A 15856-nucleotide genomic window follows, 5' to 3' on the forward strand; every position below is an offset into this window, starting at 1 on the left:
TATGAATATTTACTTCAAGCCGATTTTGCTATGTAGCATAATTATCTTCTTGCTTTCATGTCAAAATCTAGGCAATAGCCAACAAGCAAAACCTACATTCACGCCTACAAACCAGAATTCCGTCTCCCAATCTAGTACCAGTTCGCCTTTCTTAGAGATTACTTCACAGATTTTGGTGTTACATGAAAATACTGTTGGTAATTCTTTTACAGATACTGTAGTAGATATGGGCTGGCTTCTCGATGGTCGAATATATTATGGAATTGGAGATCCAACTTTATACAACCTAAACCTAGTAAACAAACCTGCAGAAATCAATTGGTATTCCTATGACTCACAAAATAAACTGGGTCGGCAAATTGATAATCCGTACGGTTTATTTGCCAACGACTTCGTTAGTTCCATGGCGCAAAACAGAGTAGAACTGTTATCCATGACTGTTTCTCCTAGTAAAGCAAAAGCAATTTACACCCGACTACCAATTGGGTATTTGAGACCAACGCCTCTCCCTCATCACTACTTTGATCCATCGGAAATTTGGGTAGCGACAAATGATTTGCAAGAAACATCCCCATTGTTGGGTCAACCTGCAAATTGGTATGATTGTGGCATCGGGCTTTCTAATGCCAGTTCATGGTTTTATGATGAAACTTTGGCTATAGGATCATGCCAATTCAATTATGGTATTACAGGAGTTTACTTTATTGCAGACCTGATTGAAAGAAGCTTCCAGTTTCTCAACTTTACATTGCCAAGCGGTGAATATATTCCGACTGAACAAATCGCTATTGCTCACAGCAACCCAAGTCTAGCTTTCTCGGCATCTGGTCTTTGGGTAGTGCCTGCTGAACTAAATGAAAGAAAAATCAATACCGAATTGACTAACTTAAATTTAATTTTTAATGATCGACCTGCTGTTGCTCCTATGTGGTCTTTTGATGATAAGTGGATTTATTATTGGACATTCGATCCATTATCTAAAATTGACGAAGACGCACCAATAGAAAATCATTATTGGTGGTTGGAGAGGATTGACCCTGCTACCAAACAACAAGAAATAGTACTTAGTGTTGACGACCTTATTTCAGTCGTTGGTATTGAAAGGTACCGGTTGAGTACGCCTTTTGGGCTTGGAAATCCTTGGAAGATATCTCCTGATGGCGAACAATTATTACTATTCTTAAGCGAAACTTTTGATTCCCCAGCCACACTTTTTCTTTTTTCTTGGCAACAACAAGTAAGGTAATCCTATCTAGTCCAGCAAACCGCATAAGAAAGTGATTATGCATCTATGAAAAACTTCTCGAAAAGACGCTTGCTACCAATTTTATTTCTCTGTGTATTTGCCATCTCGTTATGGAAATTCGCGTTTGCTATACCATTGTTAGTCGTTCTCTTCGTCTGTTTCAGCCTTGTCATATCTATTTCATCCATTATCAAGAAACACAAGCAAAGTGAAAGCCCAAGCCTCGAAATCGTCAAAGAGATTCTGGTTTTGATTTTCACCCTTGCGCTTGCCATGTTGCTGGGCGGAATGGCGGGAATGTACGCGAATCATTATGCTGCCCAACGCTTTGGCATCATTCCAGGCATTCTCTCTGCGCTGGTAGCGAGTTTTGTGATTGGGTATATCGTCCGCTGGGGAATAGGGAAGACTATCTCAAGGAGCGAAAAACAATTTTCGCCGCGCTGATCGGCTAGGCAACCGCAGCAAGATCAGGACGCTAATAAAAAAAAATGGATGGGCAGGTAATTCACAAAAAACCTGCCCATCCATCGTTTAATGTGGATTTACTTCTTCGACTTCTTCTTTACAGTCTTTGTTTTCGCAACTTTCTTTTTGACAGTTGCCTTCTTTGCCTTTGATTTTTTCTCCACTGGCAGTTTCTCCAACTCGTCCACCATGCGGCTCAGCACATCGAAGCCGCCCTGCCAGAATTTTGGATCACGGATGTTCACACCCGCGTCGCCCAGGATCTTTGCAGGGGCTTCCGATCCGCCAGCGGACAGGATCTTGAGATACTTCGGCTTGAACGATTCACCTTCCGCTTTGTATTGTTCGTAGAGCGCGAACACCAGCAGTTGACCGAACGCATACGCATACACATAGAACGGGGTGTGATAGATGTGTGGAATCGAAACCCATTCCCATTTGAAATCGTCGCTCACCTCAACCGCATCGCCGAACTGTTCTTTGAGGTTCGCCAAATACGCGGCGGAGAGTTCGTCCACCGAGGCGTTCTTCTGCGCCATCTCATGCGCTTCGCGTTCGAAGAGGGCGAAATAGATCTGACGCAGGATGGTGGCAAAAGCGTCGTCCATTTGCTTGAACAAGATATCCCGTCGGACCGATTCGTCTTTTTCCTCCGAGAGCAATTTTTCGGTGAGCATCATCTCGCCGAAGGTGGAGGCGGTTTCAGCCAGCGGAAGAGACGAGTGGAAGGTAAACGTAGTGTGATGCGAGGCGAGCATCGCGTGGATGGCGTGCCCCAACTCGTGAGCGAGAGTCGCCACGTCGCGCGCGCGTCCCGTGTAATTCATCAGCACGAATGGCGTGTCTTCGGGGTTGATCGAAGCGCAGAACGCGCCTCCCTGCTTGCCCTTGCGGACCTCGCTATCGAGATGGTCTTTGTCGAAGACGCGCTTGGCGAGTTCGCCGATCTTCGGGTCGAACGCGCCGAACGATTCGATGACCATGTTCGCGGCGGCATTGAAATCGAATGCCTTGTCCGACTTGGCAACGGGCGCATAAATATCGTAACGGCGAAGTTTACCCACGCCGAGATGTTTCGCCTTCATCTTGAAATAGCGCTGGAAGACTTTCGCGTTCTTCTTCGTGACCTCGAGCAACGCGTTCACCGCTTCATCAGGCACATCGTTCGCCAAATTCCGCACCGACATCGCGCTCTTGAACTTGCGCATGTTGATGTTTTCATTATGCCAGTCGCGCGCGCGAGTCTGGTACATCTGCCCAAGGATCGGACCATCCTCGCCATAGACGCGATACATTTCTTGATACGCCGCCGCGCGCATTTTGGGGTCGCCACCCTGAATGAACGGTTGCAGTTGCGCGCGAGTCAATTCTTGAACCTTGCCGTTCACCCTCAACTTGAAGACGTATCGATTCGTGATCGCGTCATACAAGTTGATCAGCGCGTTCGAGCCTGTCACATCTTTGAGGTTGACAACCTTCTCTTCTGGCTCAGTCAATGTGTGCGGTTTGAAGTGGCGCATCTCTTCGAGATAATAACGATACGCGCCTGATGCGTTCATCAAGCGTTCGGCGTTCGCCTCGTCCACGTCTTTCCACCACAGATTGAAAAAGAGTATGCGGTTCTGCATCTCGGCAACAAATTGTTGCACGCGTCCCATCAGGCTTTGCGCGTTTTGGTTTTGTGTGTCTTCTGCAAATGACAGTCCCGCAAACGCATAGATTCGATTCACGATCTTCGATGTCGCTTCGGAGGCGCGCACTACTTCGAGAAATGTTTCGGGGTCAATTTCGGGATTGAGTTTGTTGCGCACGCCCTCGAACGACGTGACTTGTTCTTCCACGTTGTCGAACGCGGCGTTCAGTTCGGGGCTATCGAAGCCCGTGAAGAGTTCGTCCAGATTCCATTTTTTGATCTTGTATGCCATGAATTATTCTCCTTGATTTATGTCGTTGCGAGTCTTCGAGAAGCAATCTCCTCGCAATAAACTTTTTTGTTTTTACCATAAACTCGAATGTTTTCGTAGATGCTCTAGTAGCATCATTGCGAGTTTTTGAGAAGCACTCTTCTCTACGCTGAGGAGATTGCTTCGGGCATCCTTCGACTTCGCTACGCTCCGCTCAGGACGCCCTCGCAATGACATATCGTTTACAAACTCGACCTGATGTGCACGATATCCCCATCTTTCACGGGATATTCCTTCCCTTCGAGTCTCAACTTCCCCTTCGACTTCGCTTCATTCATCCCCCCGAGGCTGATGAGGTCGTCGTACGCCACCACCTCCGCCCGAACGAAACCCTTCGCCAGATCGGTGTGGATCTCGCCCGCCGACTCTTGCGCCGTCGCGCCGCGCTTCGTCTCCCACGCGCGGACCTCGTCCTCGCCGACGGTGAAGAACGATTGCACTTGGAGCAGATCATACGATAGCCAGATCATCTTGTTGAGGCTGAGTTCTTTGATGCCGTATTCCTGCATGAACATCTCGGCATCCTCCGCTGAAAGTTGCGCGATCTCCATTTCGAGTTTGCCCATCAACGCCACCGAAGGGACATCAAGTTGCATTTCAGGCGCGGACTGTCCCTCGCTCAAGTTGAACACGACCAACACGGGCTTGCGCGAGAGCAAACCGAACGATGAAAGTTCCTTCACATCCTCTTGCGAATATTCCAGCTTGCGGAGCGGTGTGCCGTTGTTCAACGCTTCATGCAGGCGAGTGAACAGCACAGTTTGTTTTTCGTTCAAGGCTTTATCGGTGCCGCCTTTTTTGCGTTCGTCAACCAATCGTTCCAGTTTGCGTTCGACGGCGATGAGATCGTTGAGCAACAATTCGCTCAGCATGGAATCCACATCGCGCTTGGCGTCCACGCTTCCGTTGGGGTGCATCACCAAGTCGCTTTCAAACGCGCGGACGACGAGCAGAAAGCCGTCCATCTGCGCGAGTTGATTCAGCAGTTGCCCGGAGATGCCGCTTTTGGCGGACCCAGTTTCAAGTCCCGCAATATCCGCGTACGTCATCTTGGCGTAGATCGTCTTCTTCGGGTTGAACATCTTCGAGAGCGCGTCCACGCGCGGGTCTGGCACATCCACTACCGAGGTGTGGACTTCGAAGCGTCCCGCCGAGGCGGTCGTCGGCGCGTTGCCGCGCGTCACCGCGTTGAAGATGGTTGTCTTTCCTGATTGAGGCAGTCCGATAATTCCGAGTTTCATCTTGTCCTTTATGTGGAGCAAGATGCCATCTTGCTCTACAGGTTATGAGTGGTATACTTGCGCTCGTCCCGCTAAAGCAGGAGCAACGAATTAGCCGAAGTGGCGGAATAGGCAGACGCGCACGACTCAAAATCGTGTTCCCTCCGGGAATGAGGGTTCGATTCCCTCCTTCGGCACTTGAATTATACCAACGCCCGTCATCCAATGGCGGGCGTTTCTCTTTCCGGCTTTAGGGTTGTATCCAATGGAAATCCCGCGCCGGGTTAATACATCTCATCGTTTCGAGCCGCTATGGAAATTACTACGATTACTTTGATCGTCCTGCAATTGATCTTTCTCGAAGGCATACTTTCAATTGATAATGCCGCCGTGTTAGGGGCGATGGTAACGCCCTTGCCCGATGACAAGCCGATCCCGTGGCCCCGCCGGCTGGCTCGTATCGGCGAGCGGTTGAATCCCATACTTGGTTACCAGCGTCTCGCCGCCCTGCGCGTGGGCTTGTTAGGCGCGTATGTGGGGCGCGGCGCAATGTTGTTCATCACAAGTTTTCTGATCGAAAACCCATGGGTGAGGATCGTCGGCGCGGCGTATCTGATCCGCCTGGCGTTTAACGAACTGGGGGATACCACACCCGGCGTCGAAACCGAAGAGGAAAAACAAGAAGCCATGCGAGGCGTGTCGTTTTGGGGCGTGGTGCTTACGGTCGAGCTGATGGATTTGGTCTTTAGCATTGACAATGTGATCGCCGCAGTTTCGCTTTCCGATGAGCTGTGGGTGGTGATGCTTGGTGTGGGGATCGGTATTCTCACCATGCGCTTCGCGGCAGGGTTGTTCAGTTTTGCCGTACAGCGATTTCCCGTGCTCAAGCCCGCCGCATACATTTTGATCCTCAATATTGGAATTCAATTGATCCTCGAACAGGTCTGGAAGATCGAGATCTCGGATTGGACCCGTTTCTTCATTTCGGTTGCGATCATCCTGATTTCTCTGCTGTATGCGCGGAGCGTCACCCTCCAGAAATTGCAATTCATCCTCGATTGGCTGTCGTTCTTAATGGGATGGATCAACAAACTGGTGGATTGGCTTCTGACGCCGTTCAACTGGTTCTTTCAAAAGGCGATCAACGGCTTTAGGGTTTCAAAAGTGGAAGGCGCAAAATAAATACTTGCTTGACATCCCCTTAACAGACGAATACACTTGGCTTGGTTGGGGAGTAGCCATGGCGTCTTTGACGCCACCGGGTCGTCGTCATGACATTGACGCGCAGCGCGCCATCGGCGACTCGAAACGTGCAGGCATGACGTTTGGCGAGACCATCACAAAATAGGTGTGATGGTCTCGTTTTAATTCTGGAGCATCACAGCGCGTATCATCAGGAGAGCATTTTCATGGCACACGACGACACGATCCAAAACAGCGAGTGGCACGCGTTAAAAGCCGAAGAGGTATTGAGTCACTTGAAAGTGGAAGACCGGGGGTTGACGTCGGCAGAGGCAACACGGCGGCTCGAAACGTATGGACCAAACCAGTTGAAAGAGGCGCCGCGTCCCAGCTTCTTCCAAATGTTGTGGGAACAACTGAATAATTTTGTGGTCATCCTGTTGATCGTCGCCTCGCTGGTCTCCGGTTTGCTGGGCGATTATGTGGAAGCGGCGGCGATCATGGCGATCGTGGTGTTGAACGCCGTGTTGGGAATCGTCCAAGAGCGGCGCGCGGAGGAAGCGCTGGCGGCGTTGAAAAAACTCGCCGCGCCGGACGCGCAGATCATCCGCGATGGGAAGCGGGTTTCCATCCCTTCGTATGAATTGGTGCCGGGCGACATCGTTTTTTTGGAAGCGGGAAACTTCGTGCCGGCGGATATCCGCTTGTTGGAAGCGGTCAACCTGAGGGTGGAAGAGGCTTCACTGACCGGCGAATCGCTCCCCGTCCAAAAGAACGCCGCGACGGTGCTTGAGAAAAACGTCCCGTTGGGAGATCGCAAGAACACCGCGTTCATGGGCACGCTCATCTCGTATGGACGCGGACGCGGCGTGGTGACCAGCACGGGGATGCGCACGCAATTGGGGTTGATCGCTTCGATGCTCCAGAACGTGGAAGCGGAAGAAACGCCCCTGCAAAAACGGCTCGACCAATTGGGCAAGTCGTTGAGCATTGCCGCGCTCTTCCTCGTTGCGGTCGTTTTTATTGTCGCGCTCATCAACCAGACGAATATCAATGAACTGTTTACCGGCCCGCTCGCGTATTTGAACGAGTTCGCCGAACAGATCACGGATGTCTTCATCATCGCCATCAGCCTTGCGATTGCCGCCGTGCCGGAGGGACTCCCCGCGGTGGTGACCATTTCACTGGCGTTGGGGATGCGCGAGATGATCAAGCGTCACGCGCTCGTGCGTAAACTGTCCTCGGTGGAAACGCTTGGTTCCGCCACGGTCATTTGCTCCGATAAAACCGGCACGCTCACGCAAAACGAAATGACGGTCACGCGCATGTGGGTGGACGGACAATTCATCAACATCACCGGCACAGGCTACGCGCCGGTCGGCGATTTTATGGTGGATGGAAAGAAGAGGAATATTTCGGAATATCCCGCCGCGCTCACCGCGTTATGGATCGGTCTGTTGAACAACGACGCCTTGCTCGAAACAACCGGTGAAGACGAACAACAAAAGACCTATCGCATCGTCGGCGACCCGACGGAGGGTTCATTGCTGGTCGCCGCGATGAAAGCCGGCGCGATTCACATGCAGGTCCGCGAGGCGTACCCGCGCGAGAATGAAGTGCCGTTCGATTCGGACCGCAAGCGCATGATCACGATCCATGATGTGTTCGCGCCGCGACCGGGCGATCCCTCGCCGTTCACCGATGAAAGCCATAAATCGTGGGATGTGATCGCCGTCAAAGGCGCGCCGGACGTGGTGCTCGATCTCTGCACGCAATACCAAAACATGGATGATGAGTCTGTGCCGTTGGGTCCCGCCCTGCGCGACCGCATCCTCGCCGCCAACGACGCGATGACGAAAGACGCCTTGCGCGTGCTGGGCGTGGCGTATCGCATCGTCAAAGATGTGCCGGATAACCCGGCGCAGATCATCACGAACGAGCTTGAACATGATCTCGTCTTCGTCGGCTTGTTGGGCATGATCGACCCCGCGCGCACCGAGGTGAAACCCGCGCTGGAAGAGGCTCGCAAAGCCGGCATCCGCACGGTGATGATCACAGGCGATTATCCCAACACGGCAAAAGCGATCGCTGAAACCATCGGCTTGTTGAAACCCGGCAGAAAAGTGATGACCGGCGCGCAACTGGATGCCATCAGCGACCGCGACCTCAAAGACATCATCGAAGAAACGGACGTGTTCGCGCGCGTCTCTCCCGAACATAAATTGAGAATCGTGGACGCTCTGCAAGCCAACAATGAGATCGTGGCGATGACCGGCGACGGCGTGAACGACGCGCCCGCCATCAAACGCGCCGACATCGGCGTGGCAATGGGCATCACCGGCACCGACGTGGCGAAAGAAACCGCCGACATGGTATTGACCGACGACAATTACGCCAGCATCGTTCACGCGGTCGAGCAGGGGCGCGTCATCTACTCGAACATCCGCAAGTTTGTGTTCTTCCTTTTGTCCTCCAACATCGCCGAGATCATGATCATCTTCCTCGCCACCCTGGCGGGACTCCCCGCGCCTCTTACCGCCATTCAACTGCTCTGGCTTAACCTCATCACCGACGGCGCCCCAGCCCTCGCCCTCGCCGTCGAAAAAGGCGACCCGGATATCATGCTTCAAAAACCGCGCGCCAAAGACGAACCCATCGTCAACCGCTCGATGCGCGCGGGCTTGATCGTGCAGACCATCGCGCAGACGGTGGCGGTGCTTGCCGCGTTCGGCATGGGTTTGTTGTGGCATCTCGAAGCGGGCGCGACGCTGGTGGGCAACCCCATCACGTACATTCTTCAGCATGATTGGCGCGGCGTGGATGTGCAATCTGCCGAGACGATGGCGTTCGTTACGCTGTCGCTGTGCGAGTTGTTCCGCGCCTACACTGTCCGTTCGGAACGCGCTTCGCTGTTCAGCATCGGCATCTTTTCAAACCGCTCGATGCAATACGCGGTGGGACTTTCGATCGTGCTGTTGTTGCTGGTCATCAACGTCCCCTTCCTCCAGCCGATCTTCAACACACATTTCCTCTCCGTCCGCGAATGGGCTGTGGTCGTCGGCTTCGCGCTCGTCCCTGCCATTGCGGAGGAGATCACAAAATTCTTTTTGAGGATGCGCAAAGGGATTTGATTGCGTACGGCAAGGTTCACCTTGCCATTTGTCTGTTTTCTTTCGGTATATAAACGCAAAGTGAACTTTGCGGTACTATTTGACTCGAAACGTTCTCCGATGAATCGCCGACATCCCCAACCGCCTCATCGCGGATCGGTGAGTCTGTGTGCCGTATCCTTTATGTTTCGCAAGCCCATAGCCGGGATGACGTTCGTCAAGTTCGCGCATCAACGCGTCGCGCTCGGTCTTCGCAAGGATGGACGCGCACGCGATGCTCAGGCAATGCGCGTCTCCTTTGACGATGCTGGTTTGTGAAATATCCAATTGGGGGAGTTCGAGTCGAAAATCGGTCAACAGGTATTGCGGCGAAATCGAAAACTGATGCAACGCGCGGACGGCGGCGAGACGAGTCGCTCGCACGATCCCCTGCGAATCGATTTCCTCCGCGTCGGCGAATCCCACGCTCCATGCCAGCGCGATCTCCTTGATCGCCGGCGCGATTGAGTCGCGCTGAAGCGGCGTCAACTGCTTGGAATCGCGGACCAGCCTCAACGTCCGAGAAAGAAGCGGTTTGTCGTCATGCGGCAGGATCACCGCGCCCACTGCGACTGGTCCAGCCAATGCGCCGCGCCCGGCTTCGTCCAAGCCAGCGATGAATTGCAATCCGCTGTCCCACAGATCCGATTCGAATTTGAGATTCGGTTTAACGCGCTTCATATTTGCCGCGCCAGGCGTTGATGCGGATATGAAAAATGTCGCCGATCATGCGCAATGCGTCGCGCATCGCGTTCACTTTGGTTTCGGGATGATAATACCAATCAATGGGAATTTCTCGCGCGCGATACCCGAGGCGGCGGGCGATGAAAAGTAATTCGACATCGAACGACCAATAGCGCATTCGTTGCAAGGGGAAGATCGCGTTCACCACATCGGCGCGAAAACATTTGAAGCCGCATTGCGTGTCGTTCAAGCCGGGCAACGCAAAGAGTTGAATGATGTAATTGATTCCGCGCCCGCCGAAGTGACGATAGCGCGGCTCGTTGTAACGCGTCGAGCCTTCCACCTCGCGCGAGGCGATGGCGATATCGAAATCGGTCAACGCGGGCGGGATGAATTTGAGAATCTCGTCCACCGGCATCGAAAGGTCGGCGTCGCACATGAAGCGATACTCGCCGCGCGCCTCGAGCATCCCGCGTTTCACCGCCGCGCCTTTGCCCCGCTCGGTTTGGATCACGCGAAAATTTTCATGCGCGTCTGCGAACGATCGCGCCACTTCATACGTGCGATCCACACTTCCATTTTCCACCACGATCACCTCGGAGGAAAAATTTTGCTTCTCGATGAATCGAAAAACCTGCTCCAACGTATCGGGCAGGCGGCTTTCTTCATTGTATGCGGGAATGACGATGGATAAAAAAATGGACAAGAAAAACTCAAGACATGCTAAAGATCACATAACCAAATATCGCCAGAATACACACGAAGGCAAACGCCAGCGCTCCAAGTAGGACGACCTGTTTCATCGTCATACCCAGGATTCGGCGCGAACTCCGTTTCGTTCCCGATATGGAATTTGCTCCACCGCGCGTCTGCTGTATTGCTTTCACAGCCGCCGCATCCTCTGCCAGGGCAAAGTCGAAATCGGCGGGGTTGATGGGTTTCTCTTCACCCGCCGCGCTGAAGATGGCGCGCGCGCGCGAAATATTTTCCTGCGGTGGCGGTGGCGCAACCGGCGCCGCCACCGCAGGTTGTTGGCGAGGCGCAACCATCGGCGCGGGCTGGGGAGGATTCGTCTTCTGCTTGGGAGGGCGCGGGTTGGTGATGCGCTCCACCATGTCGAGCGCCAAATCGGATCTCAATACGGGCATGGTGTTGGAAAGCCCCGTCACGAACGGTTTGATCCCATCCACCATCAAAACACGAACGGCGGGCTTATCCGTTTCCACGTGCAAGCCTGGGTCTGCCGCGATCAACACCGATTCAATCGGCTCCGGCACCCTCGTCCCCTGTCGCTCAATGAATGCGGTCAACGCCCGCGCCATCCGCGCCGTGGACTGGACCAGGTTCACCGGCGCGGGCTTGAAGCGGTTTCCCGATTCCACACTCCATGACTCGCCTTTCGCCTCATACCTGCCCTTTACATAAGCAATGTTGATGGCGAACATCCCCGCCGGCCCGATCAAGATGAGCGGAATCATAATGGCGCTTTGCCCGAGGATCTGGTTACGGATCAGGGTGTATCCCTTTTCGAGGTTTCGATCGAAGTACGTGATGATCGCTTTCTGAGCCAGCAATTCAGTGGGCCAGTTAAAGCCAAACTTCAACATGCCCTGAATTCGCTGGCTGAACCCAAGGTTGCCTTTCTCGTCGATCAGAGGGGTTTGGTCGATGATCTTCATGGGAGTCTAAAAGACCGGCGCCTGTTCCAGTAGATCGCGCTCGGCCGAATCCAGCGTGGCGATAAATTCCTTCCCATCCCGGCTGACGACCCGCAGTGATTTACCGGCTTCGAACGTGCTCGCCAGCAATTCCTTGCGCGTACCGACCACCAGCAGTTTCCCTTTTTTGATTCGCTCCAGCAGGTCTTTACGGTCGATCAACACCCGGTCCGAATACGATGACCCGCGCCGTTCATAAGCCCGCACGGCTACAATTTGCCCGTTCTTGTAACGGACTGCTTCAACCACGCCATCTTGTTTCTTTGCCATAGAATATCAACTCCGCGCGTATTGTAGCATTAAACAATCGAACAAAAAAAGTTCCGTCGGCAGATCAACTGCCCACGGAACGTGTCGGGGCGCCGGGATTCGAACCCGGTGCCTTGGCTCCATTGCGCCACGCGCTAGCCGGACTTTTGAAGGTCGGATAGATAACGTTCAATTCCTCGCGCTTTAACCTTTTTCTCTTGCGCCATGGCTTCTGAACGCGTCTCGAAATCTTCTCTATGGACAAGTTGCCATGGAACGCCTGCGCGTGTTGACTTTGATTTTCCCACATTATGCTCTTGCAGGCGCCTTTCAAGAGATTCCGTTGAACCAACATAATATCTTTGTCGGCTTTGGCTGTGGATGATATAAATATAAAACAAGTCGGGGCGATAGGATTCGAACCTACGGCCTCTTGCTCCCAAAGCAAGCGCGCTAACCGGACTGCGCCACGCCCCGAAACGAAATGGTGGGGGATGCGCACTCCGGCCTTGGCGCACATGCGCCACGCGCTAACCGGACTGCGCCACGCCCCGAAACGAAATGGTGGGGGATGCGCACTCCGGCCTTGGCGCACATGCGCCACGCGCTAACCGGACTGCGCCACGCCTCGAACTGTATCAAGTGCGACGAGTATAATGCGTCGGATGAACAGCCGTCAAGCAATAAAACGGATAGCGATTCCTCTCGCGTTTCTTTTCTTCCTTTCTGCCTGCTCCACTGCCCAAGCGCTACCAACTCCCACAATTGTTCCAGCGACGGCAACTTCAACCCTCACGCCGCTCCCTACTTTTGCCCCTTCCACAGCCACTCCCACGTCCACGCCCATTGCCTGCCTCGCCAAACCCGGAAGGTTGGAAGATTCAATTCTCAAATCCTCCAATCCTCCGCAAGAGTTCATCGTTTACCTGCCCCCGTGCTACGATGAACGCGCCGACAAACGCTACCCCGTCCTCTACCTTCTGCACGGACAAACCTACACCGCCGATCAATGGATCCGCCTCGGCGCGGCAGGCGTTCTCGACCGCCTCATCATGAGCGGCGAGGCGATGCCCTTCATCATCGTGTTCCCAGACGACCATTACTGGTACACCCCCGCAGGGACAACCTTTGGCGCGCGCCTCACCGACGAGTTGATCCCCTTCATCGACGAAACCTACCGCGTCATCCCCGATCCTCGCTACCGCGCCATTGGCGGCATGTCGCGCGGCGCAGGTTGGGCGTTGAATCTTGGATTAACCCACCCCGAACTGTTCAGTATTATCGGCTTGCACTCCCTCGCCGTCTTTCAACGCGACGCATCCAAAGTGGCGGGGTGGATCCAGTCCGCGCCCCTCGCCTCGCGCCCCACCATCTTCATGGACATTGGCGACAACGATCAGGAACTTGCCTCCGCCACCCAGGTCGAAGCCATCTTCGCCCAATTCGATGTTCCGCATGAATGGCACATCTACACCGGCGAGCATACCGAAGAATACTGGTCGGCGCACGTGGAGGAATATATCCGCTGGTATGCAAGCCAATGGAACAACTAATGAACATTCATCACGTTTATAATCCTTTCATTCAGGAGACTTTATGAACATCCTCGTCACCGGCGGAGCGGGCTACATCGGCTCGGTCACCGCAGAAGCATTGATCAAAGGGGGGCATTCTGTCAGCGTCTACGACTCGCTCGTCACCGGTCATCGCGCCGCAGCGCCGGAGGGAGCAAACTTCATTGAAGCCGATCTGGCGGATAGCCATACACTGATAGAAACTTTCACGAAAAAAAAATTCGACGCGGTGATGCACTTTGCGGCGTTTATCGAAGCGGGCGAAAGCATGAAAGACCCCGGTCGCTTTTATCAAAACAACTTCACGAACGCGCTCACGCTGATAGAAACAGCCGTACGGGCGGGAGTGAAGCGGTTTGTGTTATCGTCTACGGCGGCGGTGTTCAAATCCAGTGAAGAGCCGCTCAACGAAGACTCTCCGCTCGGTCCAACGAACGTGTATGGGCATACCAAACTCATGGTCGAACAGGCGCTCGATTGGTATCGTGAAATTCACGGCTTGCATTTTGCCGCGCTTCGCTACTTCAACGCCTGCGGCGCGTTGCCCAATCGAGGCGAGGCGCACCAGCCCGAGTCGCACCTCATCCCACTGGTGTTGCGCGTGGCGCTCGGGCAAAGCGATGCGATCAAAATTTTCGGCGCCGATTATCCAACGCCCGACGGCACGTGCATCCGCGACTATGTTCACATCGCCGACCTCGCCGACGCGCACATCCTCGCCTTAAGCGGACTCTCCGAACGCGACCGCCTGATCTACAACCTCGGAAGCGGACATGGCTACTCGGTGCGCGAAGTGATCGACACCGCGCGTCAAGTCACGGGACAGTTGATTCAGTCCATCGAGCATCCCCGCCGCCCCGGCGACTCTGCGCGGCTGGTCGCCTCATCCGAAAAAATAAAACGCGAACTCGGTTGGAAGCCTCAGCACGATGACTTGCGCGAGATCATCTCCAGCGCGTGGGAGTGGCACAAGTCGCACCCGCATGGATATGAGGGATAGCCACCTCGGCGGTTGAGTTAGAAGGTTGTATGAAAAGCAGGGAGGTACTTTACAAATCAGACCCCTTTGGTTATAATTGTGAAAATTATCACAATTAAGGAGTGTGATATGGACACCCATACAATCCCCCACGTGGTCATTCTCGGCGCAGGCTTCGGCGGGTTGACCGCCGCCAAGAAGTTGAGGAACGCGCCTGTGCGCATCACTCTGATTGACAGAAATAACTACCACTTGTTTCAGCCGTTGCTATATCAGGTGGCGATTGCCGCGCTGGTGCCGTCGCAGGTCGCCTTCCCCGTGCGGACGATCTTCCGCGACCAGAAAAATCTGACGTTCCAGATGGGCGAAGTGAACGAGATCAACCTCGATGAAAAGTTCGTCAAACTGGACGGTTCGGTCATCGCGTACGATCATCTCATCGTCGCCGCGGGCGGACGGATGAATTTCTTCGGCATTGAATCGGTGGAACAGAACGCGCTCTACATCAAGAACATTGAAAGCGCGATCCGCACGCGGAATCATTTACTGTCCATGTTCGAGCGCGCCAGCCATGAAGCGGACGCCGACAAACGCCGCGCCATGCTCACGTTCGCCATCATCGGCGGCGGACCGACGGGCGTGGAAGTGGCGGGCGCGTTGGCGGAGTTGATCTCGCATGTGATGAGGAAGGAATATCCCGAACTCGATGTGCGCGAGGCGCGTGTGTTGTTGCTCGAAGCGGGCGGCGCGTTGATTGCAAGTTATCCCGATCAGTTGCGAAGGGCAACGCTTCGTTTGTTGCAAAAGAAAAATGTGGAAGTGATTTTCAATGCGCGGTTGACCGATTTCAACGGTCAAAGAATTTCGCTTGCCGATGGAACAGGTATTGAAGCAAACACGCTGATCTGGACGGCGGGCGTGCAGACGGCTGAAGTAGTCGAGTCGCTTGAGGCGGCGCGGGCAGGTTCAGGTCGGGTGAGAACCGAGGCGACCTTGCAATTGCCGAATCATCCCGAAGTTTACGTCATCGGCGACGCGGCGTATCTCGAAGATGAAAATCATCAGCCCCTGCCGATGCTTTCGACGGTGGCGATCCAGCAGGGGAATGTTGCGGCGGATAATATTCGGCGCGCGATCAAGGGGCAGAGTCAGCGCGCGTTTCGTTACAAGGACCCGGGCTTGCTCGCCACCATCGGGCGGAACGCGGCGGTCGCGCGGATTTGGGGGCTCTCGTTCAGCGGATTCATTGCATGGGTGATCTGGGTGGGCTTGCACATTTATCGCATCATCGGTTTTCGCAACCGACTCGTGGTGATGATCAACTGGGCGTGGGATTATTTCTTTTACGATAATCAGGTGAGGTTGATCACGAGGTATTGATGATGGTTCCGTTACTGCGGCAGTTCAACTGCCGCAGTAACTA

At 53.9% G+C, this 15856-nt stretch carries 14 protein-coding genes and 2 tRNA genes; 8 read left to right on the forward strand and 8 right to left on the reverse strand.

Annotation, left to right across the window (positions count from 1 at the left end; genetic code table 11):
* Position 1 precedes the first annotated feature (1 nt).
* A complete protein-coding gene (locus IPM31_05720) occupies positions 2-1246 on the forward strand; it encodes a hypothetical protein (GenBank protein MBK9006475.1) in 1245 nt (414 codons plus the stop codon).
* A gap of 45 nt (positions 1247-1291) precedes the next feature.
* Entirely contained in the window at positions 1292-1693 is a 402-nt protein-coding gene (locus tag IPM31_05725; protein ID MBK9006476.1) for a hypothetical protein, read from the forward strand.
* 98 nt (positions 1694-1791) lie between these two features.
* Here IPM31_05725 and IPM31_05730 read toward each other — a convergent pair whose 3' ends face one another.
* Together IPM31_05730 and ychF are read right to left on the reverse strand one after the other, a co-directional pair.
* Positions 1792-3639 (reverse strand): M3 family oligoendopeptidase, encoded by a 1848-nt coding sequence (locus tag IPM31_05730; protein ID MBK9006477.1) that lies wholly within the window; start codon positions 3637-3639, stop codon positions 1792-1794.
* 221 nt (positions 3640-3860) lie between these two features.
* Positions 3861-4919 carry a redox-regulated ATPase YchF gene (gene ychF / locus IPM31_05735; protein MBK9006478.1) on the reverse strand — a complete coding sequence of 353 codons (1059 nt, stop codon included), beginning with the start codon at positions 4917-4919 and terminating at the stop codon, positions 3861-3863.
* 93 nt (positions 4920-5012) lie between these two features.
* Between ychF and IPM31_05740 the strand changes: the two genes are divergently transcribed.
* The 3 genes from IPM31_05740 (at position 5013) to IPM31_05750 (ending at position 9211) form a co-directional block, all read left to right on the forward strand.
* Positions 5013-5095 (forward strand) — tRNA-Leu (locus IPM31_05740).
* A 115-nt stretch (positions 5096-5210) separates the two neighbouring features.
* A complete protein-coding gene (locus IPM31_05745) occupies positions 5211-6080 on the forward strand; it encodes a DUF475 domain-containing protein (GenBank protein MBK9006479.1) in 870 nt (289 codons plus the stop codon).
* Positions 6081-6307: 227 nt separating this feature from the next.
* Positions 6308-9211, forward strand: coding sequence for a cation-translocating P-type ATPase (locus IPM31_05750; protein MBK9006480.1), 2904 nt, complete (start codon positions 6308-6310; stop codon positions 9209-9211).
* Between the two features lie 75 nt (positions 9212-9286).
* Here IPM31_05750 and IPM31_05755 read toward each other — a convergent pair whose 3' ends face one another.
* From IPM31_05755 to IPM31_05780, 6 genes are all read right to left on the reverse strand, one after another.
* Positions 9287-9910, reverse strand: coding sequence for a ribonuclease HII (locus IPM31_05755; GenBank protein ID MBK9006481.1), 624 nt, complete (start codon positions 9908-9910; stop codon positions 9287-9289).
* Entirely contained in the window at positions 9897-10619 is a 723-nt protein-coding gene (locus IPM31_05760; protein MBK9006482.1) for a glycosyltransferase family 2 protein, read from the reverse strand. Before IPM31_05760 ends, IPM31_05755 begins: the two co-directional genes overlap by 14 nt.
* 7 nt (positions 10620-10626) lie before the next feature.
* Positions 10627-11592 carry an NERD domain-containing protein gene (locus tag IPM31_05765; GenBank protein MBK9006483.1) on the reverse strand — a complete coding sequence of 322 codons (966 nt, stop codon included), beginning with the start codon at positions 11590-11592 and terminating at the stop codon, positions 10627-10629.
* 6 nt (positions 11593-11598) lie between these two features.
* Complete coding sequence (locus IPM31_05770) at positions 11599-11901, reverse strand: hypothetical protein (GenBank protein MBK9006484.1); 303 nt, start codon at positions 11899-11901, stop codon at positions 11599-11601.
* Positions 11902-12035: 134 nt separating this feature from the next.
* Positions 12036-12281 carry a GIY-YIG nuclease family protein gene (locus IPM31_05775; GenBank protein MBK9006485.1) on the reverse strand — a complete coding sequence of 82 codons (246 nt, stop codon included), beginning with the start codon at positions 12279-12281 and terminating at the stop codon, positions 12036-12038.
* Between the two features lies 1 nt (position 12282).
* Positions 12283-12357: transfer RNA gene (locus IPM31_05780), tRNA-Pro, on the reverse strand.
* 188 nt (positions 12358-12545) lie between these two features.
* Between IPM31_05780 and IPM31_05785 the strand changes: the two genes are divergently transcribed.
* From IPM31_05785 to IPM31_05795, 3 genes are all read left to right on the forward strand, one after another.
* Positions 12546-13433 carry a hypothetical protein gene (locus IPM31_05785; protein ID MBK9006486.1) on the forward strand — a complete coding sequence of 296 codons (888 nt, stop codon included), beginning with the start codon at positions 12546-12548 and terminating at the stop codon, positions 13431-13433.
* A gap of 43 nt (positions 13434-13476) precedes the next feature.
* On the forward strand, positions 13477-14454 hold the full coding sequence (gene galE / locus IPM31_05790; GenBank protein MBK9006487.1) for a UDP-glucose 4-epimerase GalE: 978 nt from the start codon (positions 13477-13479) through the stop codon (positions 14452-14454).
* 108 nt (positions 14455-14562) lie between these two features.
* On the forward strand, positions 14563-15813 hold the full coding sequence (locus IPM31_05795; protein MBK9006488.1) for an NAD(P)/FAD-dependent oxidoreductase: 1251 nt from the start codon (positions 14563-14565) through the stop codon (positions 15811-15813).
* The last annotated feature ends 43 nt before the right edge of the window (positions 15814-15856 follow it).

Source organism: Candidatus Defluviilinea gracilis, assembly GCA_016716235.1.
GTDB classification, from domain to species: domain Bacteria; phylum Chloroflexota; class Anaerolineae; order Anaerolineales; family Villigracilaceae; genus Defluviilinea; species Defluviilinea gracilis.

Bases quoted from the DNA above. Each gene is read 5' to 3' on its own strand.
- IPM31_05785 (MBK9006486.1), top strand. From the start codon at position 12,546: ATGAACAGCCGTCAAGCAATAAAACGGATAGCGATTCCTCTCGCGTTT.
- IPM31_05720 (MBK9006475.1), top strand. From the start codon at position 2: ATGAATATTTACTTCAAGCCGATTTTGCTATGTAGCATAATTATCTTC.
- IPM31_05730 (MBK9006477.1), bottom strand. From the start codon at position 3,639: ATGGCATACAAGATCAAAAAATGGAATCTGGACGAACTCTTCACGGGC.
- ychF (MBK9006478.1), bottom strand. From the start codon at position 4,919: ATGAAACTCGGAATTATCGGACTGCCTCAATCAGGAAAGACAACCATC.
- IPM31_05750 (MBK9006480.1), top strand. From the start codon at position 6,308: ATGGCACACGACGACACGATCCAAAACAGCGAGTGGCACGCGTTAAAA.
- IPM31_05755 (MBK9006481.1), bottom strand. From the start codon at position 9,910: ATGAAGCGCGTTAAACCGAATCTCAAATTCGAATCGGATCTGTGGGAC.
- IPM31_05765 (MBK9006483.1), bottom strand. From the start codon at position 11,592: ATGAAGATCATCGACCAAACCCCTCTGATCGACGAGAAAGGCAACCTT.
- IPM31_05745 (MBK9006479.1), top strand. From the start codon at position 5,211: ATGGAAATTACTACGATTACTTTGATCGTCCTGCAATTGATCTTTCTC.
- IPM31_05770 (MBK9006484.1), bottom strand. From the start codon at position 11,901: ATGGCAAAGAAACAAGATGGCGTGGTTGAAGCAGTCCGTTACAAGAAC.
- IPM31_05725 (MBK9006476.1), top strand. From the start codon at position 1,292: ATGAAAAACTTCTCGAAAAGACGCTTGCTACCAATTTTATTTCTCTGT.
- IPM31_05795 (MBK9006488.1), top strand. From the start codon at position 14,563: ATGGACACCCATACAATCCCCCACGTGGTCATTCTCGGCGCAGGCTTC.
- galE (MBK9006487.1), top strand. From the start codon at position 13,477: ATGAACATCCTCGTCACCGGCGGAGCGGGCTACATCGGCTCGGTCACC.